Origin of the sequence: Bradyrhizobium sp. 195, assembly GCF_023101665.1 — a bacterium.
GTDB lineage: Bacteria > Pseudomonadota > Alphaproteobacteria > Rhizobiales > Xanthobacteraceae > Bradyrhizobium.
Map to the genome: position 1 here is coordinate 6983979 of NZ_CP082161.1, position 17187 is coordinate 7001165.

At 59.1% G+C, this 17187-nt stretch carries 13 protein-coding genes; 12 read left to right on the forward strand and 1 reads right to left on the reverse strand.

All coding sequences use genetic code 11. The annotated features are described in order from the left end of the window. Positions 1-226 precede the first annotated feature (226 nt). From IVB26_RS32510 to IVB26_RS32570, 12 genes are all read left to right on the forward strand, one after another. Entirely contained in the window at positions 227-1357 is a 1131-nt protein-coding gene (locus IVB26_RS32510) for a hypothetical protein (RefSeq protein WP_247969087.1), read from the forward strand. 810 nt (positions 1358-2167) lie between these two features. After that, entirely contained in the window at positions 2168-2464 is a 297-nt protein-coding gene (locus IVB26_RS32515) for a HigA family addiction module antitoxin (protein WP_247969088.1), read from the forward strand. A gap of 25 nt (positions 2465-2489) precedes the next feature. Next, a complete protein-coding gene (locus IVB26_RS32520) occupies positions 2490-2921 on the forward strand; it encodes a hypothetical protein (protein WP_247969089.1) in 432 nt (143 codons plus the stop codon). 127 nt (positions 2922-3048) lie between these two features. Then, positions 3049-4074 (forward strand): alpha/beta hydrolase, encoded by a 1026-nt coding sequence (locus IVB26_RS32525; protein ID WP_247969090.1) that lies wholly within the window; start codon positions 3049-3051, stop codon positions 4072-4074. Positions 4075-4337: 263 nt separating this feature from the next. After that, positions 4338-4808, forward strand: coding sequence for an aminoacyl-tRNA deacylase (locus IVB26_RS32530; RefSeq protein WP_247969091.1), 471 nt, complete (start codon positions 4338-4340; stop codon positions 4806-4808). 174 nt (positions 4809-4982) lie between these two features. After that, positions 4983-5402 (forward strand): CBS domain-containing protein, encoded by a 420-nt coding sequence (locus IVB26_RS32535; protein WP_247969092.1) that lies wholly within the window; start codon positions 4983-4985, stop codon positions 5400-5402. Between the two features lie 412 nt (positions 5403-5814). Then, positions 5815-7347: a primase-helicase family protein gene (locus IVB26_RS32540; RefSeq protein WP_247969093.1), complete on the forward strand. Its 1533-nt coding sequence runs from the start codon at positions 5815-5817 to the stop codon at positions 7345-7347. A gap of 280 nt (positions 7348-7627) precedes the next feature. Further along, entirely contained in the window at positions 7628-7888 is a 261-nt protein-coding gene (locus IVB26_RS32545; RefSeq protein WP_247969094.1) for a hypothetical protein, read from the forward strand. Positions 7889-8538: 650 nt separating this feature from the next. Beyond that, the gene (locus IVB26_RS32550; RefSeq protein ID WP_247969095.1) at positions 8539-11454 is read left to right on the forward strand and encodes a DNA methyltransferase; all 2916 of its coding nucleotides are present in this window, start codon (positions 8539-8541) and stop codon (positions 11452-11454) included. 548 nt (positions 11455-12002) lie between these two features. Further along, positions 12003-12473: a helix-turn-helix domain-containing protein gene (locus IVB26_RS32555; RefSeq protein WP_247969096.1), complete on the forward strand. Its 471-nt coding sequence runs from the start codon at positions 12003-12005 to the stop codon at positions 12471-12473. 242 nt (positions 12474-12715) lie between these two features. Further along, positions 12716-14734, forward strand: a complete 2019-nt coding sequence (locus tag IVB26_RS32560; protein ID WP_247969097.1) for a prohead protease/major capsid protein fusion protein — start codon at positions 12716-12718, stop codon at positions 14732-14734. 429 nt (positions 14735-15163) lie between these two features. Beyond that, entirely contained in the window at positions 15164-16201 is a 1038-nt protein-coding gene (locus IVB26_RS32570) for a tyrosine-type recombinase/integrase (protein ID WP_247969099.1), read from the forward strand. 4 nt (positions 16202-16205) lie between these two features. On the opposite strand, the gene IVB26_RS32575 is transcribed toward IVB26_RS32570, so the two are convergent. Continuing rightward, positions 16206-17096 carry a hypothetical protein gene (locus tag IVB26_RS32575; RefSeq protein WP_247969100.1) on the reverse strand — a complete coding sequence of 297 codons (891 nt, stop codon included), beginning with the start codon at positions 17094-17096 and terminating at the stop codon, positions 16206-16208. Positions 17097-17187 lie beyond the last annotated feature (91 nt).

A 17187-nucleotide genomic window follows, 5' to 3' on the forward strand; every position in this document is an offset into this window, starting at 1 on the left:
GCCGCCGCAAAGCAATGCAGTCTCGGGTTGCAATCCGGCCGATGCCGAGTTATTGGATGTGCGCAATTCGTTTTGGAGGCGACCATGTCTACGACAGCACGCTTCCCGGGTTCGACGCACGATATTTGATGCGTCCCCCCGGGATCGATTCCCGGGTGAAATCTCAAGACCCATATCAAATCGAATCTGCCGCGGCCCGTTGGCCCGCGATCGAGACTCTATTGTCATGACATCCAATCTTCTGCTGGCCCCCCGTCAGGTGGCCGGGCGTTCCGACCTGCTCGAACGCAGGCTTCGGCGCTATCATCCGCGCTTCCAGGGCGCGGTGCGCGCCTTGGCCTTGCGGCACTCGCGCCTTGCGGACCTTGCCGCAAGCTTTCCCGCGCTGCTCTTCGCGCTGGCCTTTCCGCGCGCGCGGCTCGATCCCGCGCGCGCGATTGCCGGCGTGATCGATGGCCGCCCGCTCGCGGAGGCGGCGGCTGCCGCCGGCGTTCCACTGTGGCTGCGCAAGCTGCCGCCGGAAGCCTTTGCAGGTCCGATCCCCCGATTGCCCGATGGTGAACTGTTTCGCCGGCAGATCGCGAACCACCTTCCTCGCTCTCCCAAGCTGACGCCGACATGGCTTCAGCTCGTGGCCGACGCCGCCGAACTCGCGCATGAGCCGGTGGCCGTATGGATCGCACGCGAGTTCATCCGCGAGCCGGAGCGGGTGAAGACTGCGCGGCTGCGTTCGATCTGCCTCTGGGCCTGGTTTTCCTCTCAGCCCGCGACGCTGGGGCATGACCTGATCGAAAGGCCGTGGACACCGGACATGCGCATCGATGCCGCACGTGCGGCCGCAAGCGATTGGCTGACGATTGTCGCCTTGCATGCCAATCTCGGCCGCAAAGCGATCGCCGACATGTGGCTGCGGCCGGGCCGGATGGCGGGCTACGAGTTCATGCCGCTGGATTCGATTGCTGCCATCATCGAAGAGGCGAAAGCGATGCGGAATTGCCTCAGAACCTTTGGCAACAGCCTCGCACACAATCAGGCCCGGCTCTGGAGCATCCGGAAAGACGGCGAGCGACTCGCGACGTTGCGGATAGCCCGCCGCTATCGCGATCCGCTGCCGAACCTCGTCGAGCTCAAAGGTCCCGACAACGTCGAGGTCTCGCGCGAATTGTGGTGGGTCGCTCGCCAATGGCTGCACAAGCACGATCTGTCGCAGATCGACATCGGGCAATTTGACTGGGGTACGGCGCCGCTCAACCGCGGAAGCTGGATGTCGCTGTGGCGCCCCTACTGGCTCGCCAAGCGGCGCATCCCGTTCTGGCTGCCGATGACCCCGTCGCGCCAGGTGCTCGAGACGCTGTGAGCAGATATGATGTTCTCCGAAATTCTTGCGGGCAGATCGACACGCGTTCGCGGCCTCGCGGCATCGTTTGCCCGAGTTTTGCTTTTTCCTCGCCCTCTCGGAAAGAAAGGGCGCAGGGAAGGCCGGGCGCCGGCTGGCACCCGTAAAGACCCCCGTGCTGAACAGGTGCACACCAATGCACAGGGGAGACACAGGGCAGCCGAAACCCGGCCTTCCCTGCGCGATGGTTTGACGGCCTATGCCGCGCTCTCCCGGGAGCCGAACTTTCCTCTGGCCTCCCTCGCCCCGCGAATTGGATGATGCAGTCTGCCCGGCTGGACTCGCTTGCATCTCCGCGAAAGGCTTGACCGTAGCAACGACGGCCAGGACCACACGGTTTCGCCGTACGCAGGGGCGCCGTTCGTCTTCGCGGGTCACGCATGCTCACGAGGTTCATCTCGCCCTGCACGCGCAAGCTCCGCCTTAACGCCGCCCGCGTCCACCGCAACTCCCAGCCCGCGCTCGAAACGACGTACGACCGCCCCTTTGGTGGGTTGGGATGGCCGACACATACGATAAATCCGAACTTCGGTAAAGTAGAATATTTTTGATGGAAGGGATTGACAGCGAATTGGGTGTTTTGGCCGACGAGTGCCTTCGATCGGCCCACGCGATGACCGGCGCTGGTATCTCGGCGAGATACGAAGGCTTTGAACTACGTATCTCAATGAGGACGTATAACCATGACGAACGCGGGCCCGGAAGACGTCGAGATCATGGACTATCATTAGTCCGACAGGCCGAGTGTGGCCAACCGAAAGGAGTTCGCAGATGGCAAGAAAACTCCCGCCGATTCATCCCGGCGAAATCCTGCGCGAAGAATTTCTCATTCCGCTCAAGCTAACGCCCTACGCGGTCGCGGCCGCCCTGAAGGTGCCGCGCACGCGGATCGAGCGCATTGCGCGCGAAGAAAAGCCCGTCACGGCCGACACCGCGCTGCGGCTCGGAAGATTCTTCAAGACAGGCGCGGCGTTCTGGATGAACATTCAGACCCGCTTCGACCTCGAAACGGCGGAAGACGTGCTCGCACCTCAGATCGAGAAGATCGCGTCTTACGAAGCGGTTTGAGTGTGCTGATATGGCGCCAACCTCGATGCCCGTGAAATTCCAAGACATCGCCACAGCGTTCGAGTTCGCCAACACCAATGGCGACATGGGGGAATTTCGCGCCTTCGTCTGCAAGCAGACCGGAAAGATCTACTATCAGACCGATTTTATCGACGCAGCAGAGTTCAACGACGAACTGCCTGACGACATCGAGGACGAAGACAAATATATCCCGCTTCCCGACAAGCGCGAACTCGACCTCGGCAAGCCGCTGGTGCTCGCTTTTGTCCGCGAGTTCCTGCGGGACGATCTTGACGACGTCCGCTATTTCTTCAGCAAGCGGGGCGCATATCCGAAATTCAAGTCCCTGCTCGCCCGACGAGGAGCGATCGATCGCTGGCATGCTTACGAGAATGAGGCGAGAAAGCGGGCCTTGCGCGATTGGTGCACGCTCCATGCGATCGAAATCATCGATTGATCAGGCGCGCGTTCGGACGCCGTGACTTGGACCAACGGTGACGCAGCTCCGCCGTCTTCTCGCCCCCATTGTCATTCAGAGGATAGGCGGGGCGGCGTTACGGTGGGCAAGTTCCCTGGGGTTCCGTGTGATCGTCCGACATCTTCCACCACGTGCTTCCCGTCATTCTGTTTCGCGCCGCGCTTTCCTCGGCGGACTTGCGTCGGCAGGCAGTGCCCTCGCGCTCGGCGGATGCGCCGGCCTGGGTGCGACCGGCGCGCGCTTCGACGCCTCGTCGCTCTCGGTCGACCCCACATTGCTCGTCGTCACCACGCGCAAGCCCGTGAACGGCGCCCGCACCAAGCCCTGGTTCGGGCCGGAGCGCGCGACCAGCATGACGGTCGCGCGGGCGAAGCTGGCGGCGCCGGACGAGAGCCGTCTGTCTCTCGCCTCGGTTGGGCTTGGCGATTGGCGCCTCGATCGGGTCGAGCCGGTGTCGGCCGACGGAGGCGATCTCGCTGCGCAGGCCGGCGGGGGAGACGTGCTGATCTATGTGCACGGCTTCAAGCAGACATTCGAGACGGCGGTGCTGGATGCCGCCCATCTCTCCGACGGGATCAAGTTCCGCGGCCGGACCATGGCCTTCTCCTGGCCTTCCAAGGCAGGACTGTTCGACTATGCCTATGACCGCGACAGCGCGATGTGGTCGCGCGACGATTTCGAACGCGTGCTCTCCGCGCTGGTGTCGGCGCCAAGTGGCGGGCGCGTGCACATCGTGGCGCACAGCATGGGAACCATGCTGACGTTAGAGAGCCTGCGTCAGCTCTATGCGCGCTACGGCGACACCGTGACGAGCAAGATCGGCAGCGTCGTGTTTGCCGCGCCCGACATCGACATGGACGTGTTTACGTCCGCGATCCACCGCATCGGTCCACTTGCCGGCAAGATCACCGTGATCGCCGCGACCAACGATCGCGCACTCGCGCTGTCCGGACAAATCGCGGGTGGAATGACCAGGGTCGGCGCCGCCGAGAAGGCCGTTATCGCGCAGCTCGGCGTCCGCGTGGTCGACGCCTCCCAGGAAGGCTGGGGCATCATCAACCACGATCTGTTTCTGTCGAATGCGGAAGTGCAGCGGGTGATCCGCCGCTCCATCGACGGGACGATCGCGTGAGAGAGCGGTCGCGCCGAGCCATGCGCGAAGCTTGCTCCTGCGCACGCTCGCTACGGCTCCGAGGGCAAAACGGCCGGCTTTGACTGCCACTCTCGACCGAAATGGCGCCTCCGCGCAGAATAAAGTCGCGAACGCTGAATTGCAGCTTGCGGATGGAAGACCTATGTTGGGTCTCTAGTCAGGCAGCCGCCCATCGTATGGCGAGAGTCTGCAGGGGTCGACCTCGCGGTGGATGGTTTGCATTCCGCATCGGAGGTAATGCCATGGCCGTTGCTCCCACGCTCCAGAAATACCTCGCCGCTGAGAACATCCAGTACGAGGTGATCCCGCACGAACTCAGCATGACGTCCGCTCGAACGGCCGAGGCATGCCATATCTCGGGCGACCGCCTCGCCAAGGGCATCGTGTTGCGACGCGACGGCGGATACATGCTGGCCATCTTGCCCGCATCGCATCACCTCCGCCTGTCGGACCTGAGAGCAAGCCTCGGCGACAATGTCCACATGGCCAATGAAACCGAGGTCAATCGGCTGTTCAGCGACTGTGCACACGGTGCGGTTCCCGCCGTCGGCAAATGCTACGGGTTGGAAATGATCGTCGACGACAGCATCGAGGCACAGCCAGACGTCTATATGGAAGCCGGCGATCATGAAACACTGCTCCATATGGGTCACGCGCAGTTTGCGCGCCTGACGGCCAACACACCGCACGGGCGCTTCAGCGCGCATGACTGAGGGTTTTGTAGACCGCCCATTGCCGTTGCAATCTTGGGCGTGAACTCTGGCCGCGAGGTCGCCGTCATACTGTTCGCAGGGTGGCGGCGAGAGTGTCTGCGCTTGTCTGGTCGGAGATCGGAAGATTGGGGCCGCATTGCATCAACACTTGAAACCCACGAACGGAGGCTCGCCATGAAAGTCAAAGACGTGATGCACAAGGGTGTCGACTGGGTCAGCCCCAACACCCCAATCACCGAGCTTGCCAAACTGATGCGGGCGCATGACATCGGCTGCATTCCGATTGGCGAGGATGACAAGCTGGTTGGAATGGTGACCGACCGCGATATCGTCTGCAAAGGGCTCGCGAGCCACAGCTTCGATGCCGACCGCGCGACGGCGCGCGACGTGATGACCGAGGGCATCCATTGTTGCCGCGAGGACGACGACCTCGCCAAGGCGATGCATCACATGGAGAAGCTGCAGGTCCGCAGGCTGCCGGTGATCAACAAGAGCAAGCGGATGGTCGGCATCATTAGCCTCGGCGACGTCGGCCATACCGCGTCCGGTGATATGCTCACCGAGACCGTCAGGAGCATTTCGGCGCATCACTGAACTTGCGGCCAGGACTTGCGGTCAGGACTTGCGGCCAGGACTCCTCTCGCGATCGCCGCTCGAACAGGCGTTGAGGAGAGCCCGAGGCATGCGCTCCTCATCCAATTGTCGCGCGGCGCGGAAGCGCCGGCGCGAAGTGGCCTATTTTGCGCCGGAGTAGATGCAAGGCGGGCTCACTCAATCACTTCATCGGCGGCGACGCTGCGGCGCGCAACCTGTGAACGAGCGACGTCGCGCGGCCGGACGGGGAATATCGCGGATTGGCGCTCCCTAGGGGACTTTAGGCACCTAGGAAAAACAAACACTTACGGGATGGTGGGACAGAAAACGGTTCTACGGAATCGTTATCGTTTATAGCGCGACTGTCTCACCAGCGGAGCCCATCGGGCAGCCGCGAGAGGTGAAATTCGATATGACCGAGATTGTGCACGGTGGCCTCCCCGAGGCCGCCGCAAAACCCGTTGACGGCATCCCTCCGCACGAGCGGATTGCCGACTGGATCGAATCCGACGATGGCGGTTCCGGCCCTACCCCCGAGGGGGAGCGAGGCGATAGGAGCGGCGTAGATGCGCCAGACGCGTCCCCCCGTTCCTGGGGCTTCGATGTTGAGGAAATCAACCGTAGCTACGCTGTAGCCATTTGGGGCGGCAAAACGGTGGTGGTGAACGAACAGGCTGCCGGCCCGGTCAATGACCGCGTGCGGGTGATGTCGTTCGAGTCTCAAAACGCCTGGTTCGCGAACCGGTACACCGAAATCAAGGGGTCGGACGGAAAGGTTCGGCCCGTCACCTGGGCGCAGGCGTGGCAGAGGCACCCCGACCGGCGGCAGTATGAGGGGATTGAATTCTTCCCCAATCCCGACGGCGCCAAGGGCACCCCCAACTATCTCAATTTCTGGCGGGGTTTTGACGTAAAGCCCTCACCGGCCGGAAAGTACGACGTCTTTCGCGACCACCTGCTCAATAATGTGTGCGACGGCGATCCCGAGCTATTCAAGTACGTTTTCGCATGGATGGCGCACATCGTTCAGCGGCCGCGAGAGCGGCCCGGCACGGCCCTTGTTCTGATCGGGCGGCGCGGCACGGGTAAAAGCAAGGTGGGCGAAGTGTTGGGATCGTTATTCCCGGCGCACTACTATCAAGTAGACGATGCTCGTTACATCACCGGCCAGTTTAACGAGCATATGGCTAGTTGCTTGCTGTTGCAGGCTGAGGAAGCGATCTGGGCGGGTGACAAAGCGGCTGAAGGCCGACTTAAGGGTTTGATCACCAGCGAAATGCAGATGATCGAATCAAAAGGCGTCAACGCGATCCGCATGCGCAACTTCGTTCGGGTAATCATGACATCGAACGAGAGTTGGGTCGTACCCGCCGGCATGGACGAGCGCCGATTTGTTGTTCTCGACGTGAACCCACGGTGCGCTCAGAATCACAGCTACTTTGCCGAGATGGATGAGGAACTGAACAATGGCGGGCGTGAGCGGCTGCTTCACGACTTGCAGACGTTCGACCTATCTCAGGTAAATCTAAGGCATCTCCCGCAGACGCCGGCCCTTCTTGAGCAGAAGATTCGGTCGCTCGATACGATCGACGACTGGTGGTTCAATCGCCTTCACGAGGGCGGCGATTGGCCAGAGCGGACTCGGTGCGACGATCTTTACACCGAGTATTTCAAGGCTCCCGGCGTAGGCCGTAAACGCGGTCCCGCCGAATTTGGCAAGCGGCTCTTGAAGCTTGCGTCCATCCGCAAGGTACGGCCCGCAATGGAAGCCGATGAGCCAGGTACAATGAAACGAGTATGGTGTTATGAGTTGCCGTCTCTTGACGAGTGCCGTGCGGCATTTGATGATCTGGTCGGTCAGCCAGTACCTTGGCCGGCGCTGCCCCCGGGAGAGGGCGAGCGAGCGCAGCGGTCATCCGGGCCGGATGAAGCCATTCCGGCCTAGCAGCGCGTCCAAGGTGTCCAAGGGCGTCTAAGCGCCTCAAATCTCAATCTAACCTACAATATACGGCGTGCGTCCAAGGTGTCCAGGGTGTCCAGGTCGCGCGCGCGTAGGCGAAGCAAGCCGGTCTCAATGTTGAGGCCGGCTTTTGTTTTACCTCAACCCCCTTGGAGTCCTTGGACTCCTTGGACACCCTAGACCAACCCTAGAATTACAGCCGTTTCTCGCAGTCCAAGCACATCACCAGTGCTTGGACTGCTTGGACATGTCTACAGAGCATCAAATGAGCAAGTTGACCAAAGACCAAATCGAATTCTCCAAGTCGATGACCATCAAGCAGCGGCACGTTCTGCGAGCACTCGCGATCTATCCGAACGGATGGTTCATGAGCGCGAGCGAGCGGGCCGACCCGGAATTGTATGAGCTGTTCAAGCATCGGCTCGTCCAGTGCCATCACGTGTGCCCAGGTGGTGGCCTCCCGTCGTGGGGAGTTACCGAGTTTGGAAAACGGATTGCGGAACGGCAGGCGACGGGAGCCGTCTAGGGGGATGGGTCCCTCCCGGCACCCCGCCCCCTACGGCCCAAGCGCGCCCCGAAATATCCCCAGACGCAGTTTCTGAATCGTGTCCGAACAAACCGAACACGTCGAACATGAGGCGGATTCCTTGGAAACCAAGATTCCAGCCACTTCTTCGAGGTCGCGCTCACCGATGGGGAGTGCTTGGACTCACCCAAAGAGCGACCAAACAGCGAGACCAAACCGGCTTGGCGACGGCAATGACTATCAAACAAGTCGTGTTTTGTCGGCGCGGTCCATCTCTCTGGAGGGATGATTTATGAGCGCGAACAAGTGCGGTGTGACCCAGAAGTCGACCTTATTGAGCACCGCCCGGTTGAGCGCCATGAGCCATTCTGGCACTTGGCTTGCCTGGCGTATCGCACGTCTTTGCAAAAGCATTGCTGAACGTCAGGCGAGGGAGGGCCTATCAGGGATGGGGCGGGGCCCTTTCCCATGATCTCACCCCAGCTGGCCCATGAGCGCCCCCGAATCTGCCAGTCAGTGCAGCGTTTTTCTGAGTTGACAGATTGACAGCTTCTCAACTTAGACTAGTCCGCCGACATGAAGCAAAGGACGACTTTCTGCTCAGTTGCGGCTCGATGAGCACAGATATAACAGAGACTAGCCGTTCTCGCTTGACGGATAGGCTGCACGAAAAGGGCTGGGGAACAATGCCAATCAGTTGGAATGAGGTACGGACGAGAGCTTCGAGTTTTGCCAATGAATGGAAGAACGCCCATTACGAGAAGGGCGAAGCACAAACTTTTTACAACGAATTCTTTCAGATCTTCGGCGTCGATCGAAAGAGAGTCGCGGTCTTCGAGAAGCAGGTACGAAAGCTCGACAATTCAAGCGGATTTATCGATCTCTTTTGGCCGGGGCAGCTGGTTGTAGAACAAAAGAGCGCGGGGAAGGACCTCAAAAAGGCAAATCAGCAAGCGCTTGATTATTGTTCCTCTCTCAAACCGAACGAGCATCCACGCTATATTCTGGTTAGCGACTTTCAACATTTTGAATTTTACGACTTGCAGGATCGAAAAGAATCTTCGTTCGCACTTTCCGAGCTAAGCCAAAACGTTGAGCTTTTCGGCTTCATCCTGGGTCGCGAAATCCGCGTATATTCAGACCAGCCGGCCGTAAATATTGAGGCTGCCGAGCTAATGGGAGCCGTGCACGACGCATTGGAGGAGTCGGGCTACGTTGGTCACGACCTGGAGCGTTTTCTAGTTCGCCTTCTGTTTTGCCTTTTTGCTGACAGCACCGGCATTTTCGAACCGCGAGGAATATTTCAGACCTGGCTACACGAGCGCACGGCAGAGGATGGCTCAACCTTAGGGGCGCAACTGATAGAGCTGTTCCAGGTTCTCGACACACCAATCGAGAAACGCCCCAAGACCCTGGACGATGACCTCGCCGATTTTCCCTATGTGAATGGCGAACTCTTTACGGAGGCGCTGAGAATCCCGTCGTTCAACTCAGCGATACGCCAGGAACTTATCAACGCGTCAGAATTCAAATGGGAGAATGTGTCCCCGGCGATTTTTGGTTCGCTCTTTCAGTCTGTAATGAAAAAGGAGGAGCGGCGCCAACTCGGCGCGCACTATACCACCGAAAAGAACATCATGAAGGTCTTGTCGTCCCTCTTCTTGGACGATCTGCATAGAGAGTTTGACGGGCTGAAGGCTCGCCGAGACACGCGTCGTACCGAGGCGCTGAAGCAATTTCACACCCGATTGAGCAAGATAACCGTTTTCGATCCCGCATGCGGCTGCGGAAATTTTCTCATCATCGCGTATCGAGAATTGCGACAGTTAGAAACTGAAACGTTGATCGAAATCAGAAGGGAGACGGCCGGCGGTGGTCAGCTGTTTGACCCGGGCACCCTATCGACCGTCGATGTCGACCAGTTTTACGGTATCGAAATCGATGAGTTTCCTGTTCGCATCGCAGAAACTGCGATGTGGATGATGGATCACATTATGAACAATCGCCTCAGTGTGGCCTTCGGTCAGCCCTACCTGCGCATCCCGCTAAAGAAGGCAGCGCATATAACTAAGGCTAATGCTCTAGACTTGGATTGGGCTGAAGTCCTAGCTCCGTCGAAATGCTCTTATATCGTCGGGAATCCTCCATTCCGCGGACATCAATGGCGGACTCCGGAGCAACAGGCAGATATGGCACGCGTCTGGGGCAATGCCGGTCAGCTCAATCGGCTCGATTACGTAACGTGCTGGTTTCGAAAGGCAGTCGACTATTCTGCACCGAATAAACACATCCTAATTGGATTTGTTTCGACCAATTCCATCACTCAAGGTGAGCAATCCGGTATTTTGTGGCCCCGCCTTTTCGGCAGTGGGGTAGCCATCTATTTCGCACACCGGACATTTCAATGGAATAGTGAGGCTCGTGGCGCCGCAGCGGTGCACTGTGTCGTGATCGGCTTGACGCGAGATTCATCCAAACAGCGCCAAATCTTCGATTACGCGCATCTGCGAGGAGACCCCCACGTTGCCAATGTGAAGTCAATAAACGGATATCTGATCGATGGCCCGCAATACGGAGTGCCAGCTCGAACGTCACCACCTCCGGGATATTTGCGAATGCATAAGGGCAGCCAGCCCACGGATGGCGCACGTCTAAAAAAACCCGGCGGCGGGTACATCACTACGAGCAATTTGATTCTGGATGACGACGATAAAAAGGCCTTCCTGAAATCTGCTCCAGCAGCGAAATCTTGGCTACGGCCTTTTGTCGGAGGTGACGAGTTGATCTCCGGAAAATGGCGGTGGTGTCTTTGGCTGAAAGATGCGAAGCCATCAGAAATTAAAGCGTGCAAGCCGTTGGCGGAGCGGCTAGAGCGCGTCCGCTTGGGACGGCTCCAAAGTCCGACGAAGAGTGTTAGGGACTACGCAAAGTATCCAACACTGTTCACACAAGACCGACAGCCGAGCGTTCCTTATCTCGCCATACCCGAGGTCTCCTCCGAAACCCGGGAATACATACCAATGGCAATGCTCAAGCCCAATGTCATCGCGTCAAACAAGCTGCAGATCATTCCCGGCGCACCGCTCTATTATCTCGGGATACTTACTTCAGCGATGCATATGGCCTGGATGAGAACAGTGGCTGGTCGCTTGAAGAGCGATTACAGCTACGCGCCCGCCGTCTACAATTCATTTCCTTGGCCGGAATTGACGGACACAGACAAGCAAAGAATCGAAACTCTAACGAAAGCAATTATCTCTGCTCGCGAGAGGTTTTCGGATAGCTCACTTGACGATCTTTATGGCGCCGACAGCATGCCTCCTGCACTGCGGCGGGCGCATGAAGCTCTGGATGGAGCAGTCGATAAGCTATACCGAAAGTCACCATTTGCGTACGAACGAGAGCGCGTTGAATACTTGTTCCAGCTTTACGAAAGGACACTCTTGCCGCTAGGCGCCGCGAAAGAGAAAAAGCAAACATCGGAGCAGAAAGGTCCTGGGCCGAAGAAATCAGCTAGGAAGAACAAGTCCCGGAAGGAAAAGGCGCAAGCCACTGGCGTTGCCTGAATCGAGTGCCCGTGGCCGCAGGATAAAGCCCGCCCGCTCCCGCGCGGCGGGGGTTCGCTATCTAGGACAATCCGCAATCATACCTGCGGTCCCCCCGCACCCGGAAAAAGCGTCGAAACGCTGTTATTTAAGCGGTTTGGCGCAATCTCGTGTCCGGGTGCTTTGACGCGGAACGTAACTCTTGACATAACCCCGGACGCACCAAAAGGTGAAAGAGAAAGGCCCGCCCGCACCCGCTCGGCGGGCTTCGCACTTCTGGGACCGCGCATCTTACCCTTTCGGCACCCGGGAGATCATCCGCGAAAAAACGTCGAAATCCGCTGCGATTTACGGAGTTTGCAGCGGACCCATGTCCGGGTGATTTGATTTCATGGGGAAGTATTGACATAACTCCGGACGCACTAAGAGGTCGAGACAACGGGGGCCCGCGCACTAGCGCGGAAACCTTGATCAATCCTTCGAATCGCTCCGCGCAACACCGTTGCGTCGGGGCTTTTTTTTGGCCGCGCGCGCGGATCAATCACACATGAGAGATGGAGAAAGTAAACATGCTGAAGGACTATTCACCGAACGCGGCTGCTCACGCGGCGCGCTGCAAACCCGACACATTGCGCGACTGGCGTCGCCTTGGCTTTTTCAACGGTGTCGGCGAAAGGAAAGGCAAGGGCCATCGATACACATTGTCAGATGTCGCTCGCGTCGCAGTTGCTGCGTTCATCGCGCGAAACGGTGCGAGTCTTCGAGCGGCTTTCGAGATCGTTGGACAACGAGGCAAATTGATCGACGCCATCGTTGCCCACGAACGGACTTCACCCGGCTCGGCCGATCAATTTTTGACATTCACCATCGATCTTGATGCGACCTTTCCGGCGGCGATCACCGGCGCGCCGATCGCAAACATCGAGTTCACAATCGCACCGATTGGCGTGTTGCAGGTGAACGTATCAAAGCTTATCCGATCTTCACTCGAACGGCTCGATGCTTTCGACAAGTGGGACGCTGACGCGTCGGCATCCTAGTCGCGGCTGCGTGGGTCGCCGCCTACGTCAGATGCCCCCTTTCTACTCGCCGCACGATTTCGAAAGCCGATGCAACAAGGGCGGGCGAACCGACGACGATCGAATAACCGATCTGCCGGCCTTCCCTACGAATTTTTCGACAGCGCCCATGCAGGATATGCCGCGCTACGCGGCTTGCTGGCCACGGTCGACCTTTCACTCCCTCGGCCACTCCACTAGGCCGCACAAGCTAGAGGAATATCATGACCGACTTAACGGGCCGGCGCTCGCCGGCACGAACGGACTTGCACGTCCGTGACATTCAAAAGGATCCCCCGGCATTACCGATGCAGACGCGAGAGCTTCCGGTCGGTTCGGTCGACACTCAAAAACGCACCGTTAAAGTGGTCTTCACAACCGGCGCGGCCGTCAAGCGCCGTCGCTGGGCCGGATGGGACACGGCTGTTCCCTTTGAGGAAATTCTTGAGGTCTCGCGCTCGGCGATCAACCTCGATCGGCTCAATGCCGGCGCGCCGGCCCTCGACAGCCATTCGGCCTATTCCACGTCGGCGCAAGTTGGCGTCGTCGAGCGGGCTTGGATCGAGGGTGGCGAAGGTCGCGCCTTGATCCGCTTTCCCCGGGAAGGCTTGGACGCAAACGCTGATCGCATGTTCGCACTGGTGTCAGACGGCATCATCCGCAACGTGTCCGTCGGCTATGCAATCGACGAGGTGCGCGTCGTCGAACCGCAGAAGAAAGGCGAGGTCGAGAAACGCATCATTACGCGTTGGACTCCTTTTGAGGTGTCCTTCGTCACCATCCCCGCTGACGCCGGAGCACAAGTGCGCGGCGCGGAGGAGACCTTCCCGGTGGTTATCAGCCGGGCGACTCAACACACAGTGCGCAACATGAAAGGAAGCACTTCAATGGACATTCACGAAGCAAACCAGAATGACGACGACGCTGTTGTGGCGTCGCGCTCTGATGAGAACAATCATCAGGGCGATCGCCGCGCCCTCGAGTTCTATGAGATGGCGGCACAGCGGGGCCTTCCGGCAGAATTCGCCCGCAAGCACATCGGGGCGGGCTCAACAATGAAGGCATTCCGGCTTGCCATTCTCGATGAGATGGCGGCAGCGGGGTCTCGTGCAAACATTTCGAGCCGCAGCGGCGACGGAGCTAGCGCGACTCTCGACAACCCCGACTTCCTTGCGCGCTCGATCGAGGATGCCATCGTCGCTCGTATGAGCGGCAAGCGTCCCGAGGGCGCGGCGATGGAATTGATGGGCCGCACCGTGCTCGACATGGGGGCGATGCTCGTGCAGGCTCGTGGCGAGCGGCCCATCTGGAACAATCGGGATCGGCTGTTGACGCAGGTGATGCAGCGCTCGGGCGGGATGCAATCGACGAGTGATCTCCCAATCTTGCTGACCTCGGCGGGCAATCGTGTTCTCAATGACGCGTATCGGGTGGCGCAGACGCCCCTTATCAACATCGCCAAGCGTCGCGAAGCGGTTGATTTCCGTGCGCTCACGACAATCAAGCTGAGCGAGGCGCCGCGTCTCTCGGAGGTGAAAGAAGGCGGCGAGGTGACTCATGGCGCCCGCTCGGAAGCAAAAGAGAGTTTCAAGCTGAAAACCTACGCCAAAATCTTCGCGCTCAGCCGACAAGCGATCATCAACGACGACCTGGGCGCGTTCGCCGACTCCAATGCGGCCTTTGGCCGTGCGGCAGCTCAGACGGAGGCAGATGTCCTTGTTAGCTTACTGACTGCCAATTCTGGCAACGGCGTCAATCTCGATGACGGCAGCCCACTTTACGGCACCGGTGCATCTCGCGGAAACAAGGCGGCGGCTGGCGGAGCAATTTCCGCCTCGACCTTGGATGCGGCGCGGCAGGCGCTGCGCGGGATGAAGGACATCGACGGGAAAACCGCGATCAATGTCACTCCGAAGCACCTTGTGGTCGGACCTGCGAAGGAAACCGAGGCCGAGCAGTTTCTTGCGACAACGCTCTACCCGAACCAGCCGAGCGGCGTGAACCCGTTTGCCGGGAAGCTCACGCTGAGCGTCGATCCCCGGCTTTCCGGAAACGCGTGGCGGCTGTTCGCCGATCCAACCGAGGTGGCAACGATCCTGGTCGCGTATCTGAACGGTGCCGACGGCCCGATCGTTGAGACTCGCCTCGGCTGGGATGTACTCGGCGTTGAAGTGCGCGCGGTGCTCGACTTCGGTTGTGGCGTGAATGATTTCCGCGGGACGTATCTGAACCCCGGCAACTAAAAAACTTCTGGGCCGCACCCTATGGGGGCGGCCCTTAGATATTGCGCGTGGGCAATTTCCCATAGGGCGAGCGGTCACGTCCTCGCCGAAAGCGATCCTCCCGGCTCACGCGCACAGAGTCTAGCGGGCCAAGGATCGTTGTGGCCGCACTTCATTTTTTTCAGGCTGTATCATGCTCGACGAGAAATCAGCGCGCCGTGGCAGCACATTGCCGCCATCGTTGCCGCCGCGAGGCTTATCGCGCGTTCAAGCCGCAGAATGGGTGGGGGTTAGCCCCTCAACGTTCGACAAAATGGTCGCCGACCGACAAATGCCTCGCCCTAAAAGGATCGGGGGACGCGTGATTTGGGACCTGAAACAACTTGACTGCGCTTTCACGGCACTCGACGATGACGGGGAAAACGAATGGGACAGGGACCTTCGCTGAGCATGCGCGTGGCGCTTAAGTACATCTGCGAGGATGTTGACCGACATGGCAACGTCCGCTGCTACGTTCGCGCCCCCGGCAAGCGCAAGGTGCGCATCCGCGCACTGCCCGGCACCCCCGAGTTCATGGAAGAATATCAGGCTGCGATTGCGACGGCTGCTGAGGCGCCGCTGCGGCAGGCCGCCGAGGCGAAGCGCGGATCGTTCCGCTATCTCTGTATTCGCTATTATTCGAGCGCGACTTACAAAGCGCTGGATATCAGTACCCGCAACTGGCAGCGCCGCGCGCTCGACGAGATTGCGCAAGACCACGGGTCTAAGCAGGTCGCAACAATGCAGGCGCGTCACGTGCGCAGGCTTCGCGACGCAAAGGCAGAGACGCCGGCGGCAGCGAACCAGCGCCTGAAAGCGCTGCGCGCATTGTTTTCGTGGGCGACTGAGGCCGAAGAAACAACGGTCAATCCGACACTCGGCGTTAAGAAACTCAAGTATCGGTCGGATGGACATCACACTTGGACCAATGACGAGATTCAGAAGTATTACGAGCGGCACCCGCTCGGGTCGCAGGCGCGGCTTGCGCTCGACTTGTTGCGGTTTACGACCGGCCGCCGCGAGGATGCGCCTCGCCTCGGGCGGCAACACACGCGGGATGGTCGTGTGCGCTTCCGCCAAGCCAAGAATGAGCATCGCAATCCGGTGGACATCGACATCCCGTTGCATCCCGCGCTCGCCGAGAGCATCGCGGCGGCGAAGGCTGTGAGCAACATGACGTTCCTAATCACCGAGTTTGGCAAACCGTTCACGGCCAACGGGTTCGGGAATAAATTCAAGGATTGGTGCCGCCAAGCTGGTCTCCCGCATTGTTCGGCGCACGGTATCCGAAAGGCGACGTTGACGGCGCTTGCCGAGGCGGGGGCAACGCCGCACGAGATCATGGCGGTTGGCGGACATCGTTCCCTTGAGGAGGTCGAGCGCTACACCAAGGCTGTGAGTCGAAAGAAAACAGCTGACACCGCCATGCAGAAGCTTCAACGCGGCTAGATCATCATAATCTTCGCGTTTCGGTAGCGAGCAAAACTGCGCTTTCGCCTCCGCCGATTCCCGATGGCGCTGCCACGATGTCAGTTGCCTTTGAAGCGGCGCTTATCAGATTCAAAGCCGCCGCTGAAGCCAAGCCGGGGTCAACGTCGGCTACCTTCGATTTCCCGACGAGATCAAAATAGTCCTGGGTGAGAAACTGCTGTCCTACGCCCGCAATAACATGTTGCTGATAATAGGGGACTTCGCCGAACGGCAATATCTGGCGATCACTATGAAGGTGAAAGCTATCTCCCCGGATCGTTGTTGCGGCCGTTACGGGCAAAGGTTGCAAGCCGAAGTTGCCAACAGGGTCTAGCTTGACCGCGAGGCTTAGAAGTTTGCTGGTTTGAGTGTCGGGCTCGAACTCTGCAAATATGATCTGCGCAATCTCAGTGCCGAAAAAGGGGTTGAGATTTCCAGCTTTAATGTACGGCACAATAGATTCGTAGATGTGGTCGGTTAGCGCCGCCCAATCCAACTCCGCAAACGGAGCGCTGGTGCTGTCCAGGAATTCGAGTGCCGATCGGCCGAAATCGATCGGCGCTCGATTTTTCGCGAGGTAGTCGCACAGATCGGTTTTGGGGATGTTTGAAGTGTTTTGGAGGGTGATATTGCCCGTCACGACAACAGCCGTACGCGGCCTGCGGGGTAGCAGGATTTTGTTTATCCCGTCACAGAAGATGCCGCCGGGCGATTGGCGCATGTCCGCAGCGATCACCAAGCCGCCGCGAGTAGGAACGAAGATAGCCAGCGTTCCGCCGGCTCCGGAAAATTGGACGTAGCCCTGCTCCACGCAACCCATCGCTACCACCGAAATCAACGCTAAGGATGCATTGACAACAAGATGCCCCATCAAGTGGCTTGGTCCAAACCAGAAACTATCGCTGTCCCACCGAAATGGGAGGTGGGACAAAAATCCCAATAAATGGAGCAAAATCAACGTCTAA

Coding starts and splice junctions, on each gene's coding strand:
- IVB26_RS32510 (WP_247969087.1), top strand. CDS start 227: ATGACATCCAATCTTCTGCTGGCCCCCCGTCAGGTGGCCGGGCGTTCC.
- IVB26_RS32515 (WP_247969088.1), top strand. CDS start 2,168: ATGGCAAGAAAACTCCCGCCGATTCATCCCGGCGAAATCCTGCGCGAA.
- IVB26_RS32520 (WP_247969089.1), top strand. CDS start 2,490: ATGCCCGTGAAATTCCAAGACATCGCCACAGCGTTCGAGTTCGCCAAC.
- IVB26_RS32530 (WP_247969091.1), top strand. CDS start 4,338: ATGGCCGTTGCTCCCACGCTCCAGAAATACCTCGCCGCTGAGAACATC.
- IVB26_RS32535 (WP_247969092.1), top strand. CDS start 4,983: ATGAAAGTCAAAGACGTGATGCACAAGGGTGTCGACTGGGTCAGCCCC.
- IVB26_RS32540 (WP_247969093.1), top strand. CDS start 5,815: ATGACCGAGATTGTGCACGGTGGCCTCCCCGAGGCCGCCGCAAAACCC.
- IVB26_RS32545 (WP_247969094.1), top strand. CDS start 7,628: ATGAGCAAGTTGACCAAAGACCAAATCGAATTCTCCAAGTCGATGACC.
- IVB26_RS32555 (WP_247969096.1), top strand. CDS start 12,003: ATGCTGAAGGACTATTCACCGAACGCGGCTGCTCACGCGGCGCGCTGC.
- IVB26_RS32560 (WP_247969097.1), top strand. CDS start 12,716: ATGACCGACTTAACGGGCCGGCGCTCGCCGGCACGAACGGACTTGCAC.
- IVB26_RS32570 (WP_247969099.1), top strand. CDS start 15,164: ATGCGCGTGGCGCTTAAGTACATCTGCGAGGATGTTGACCGACATGGC.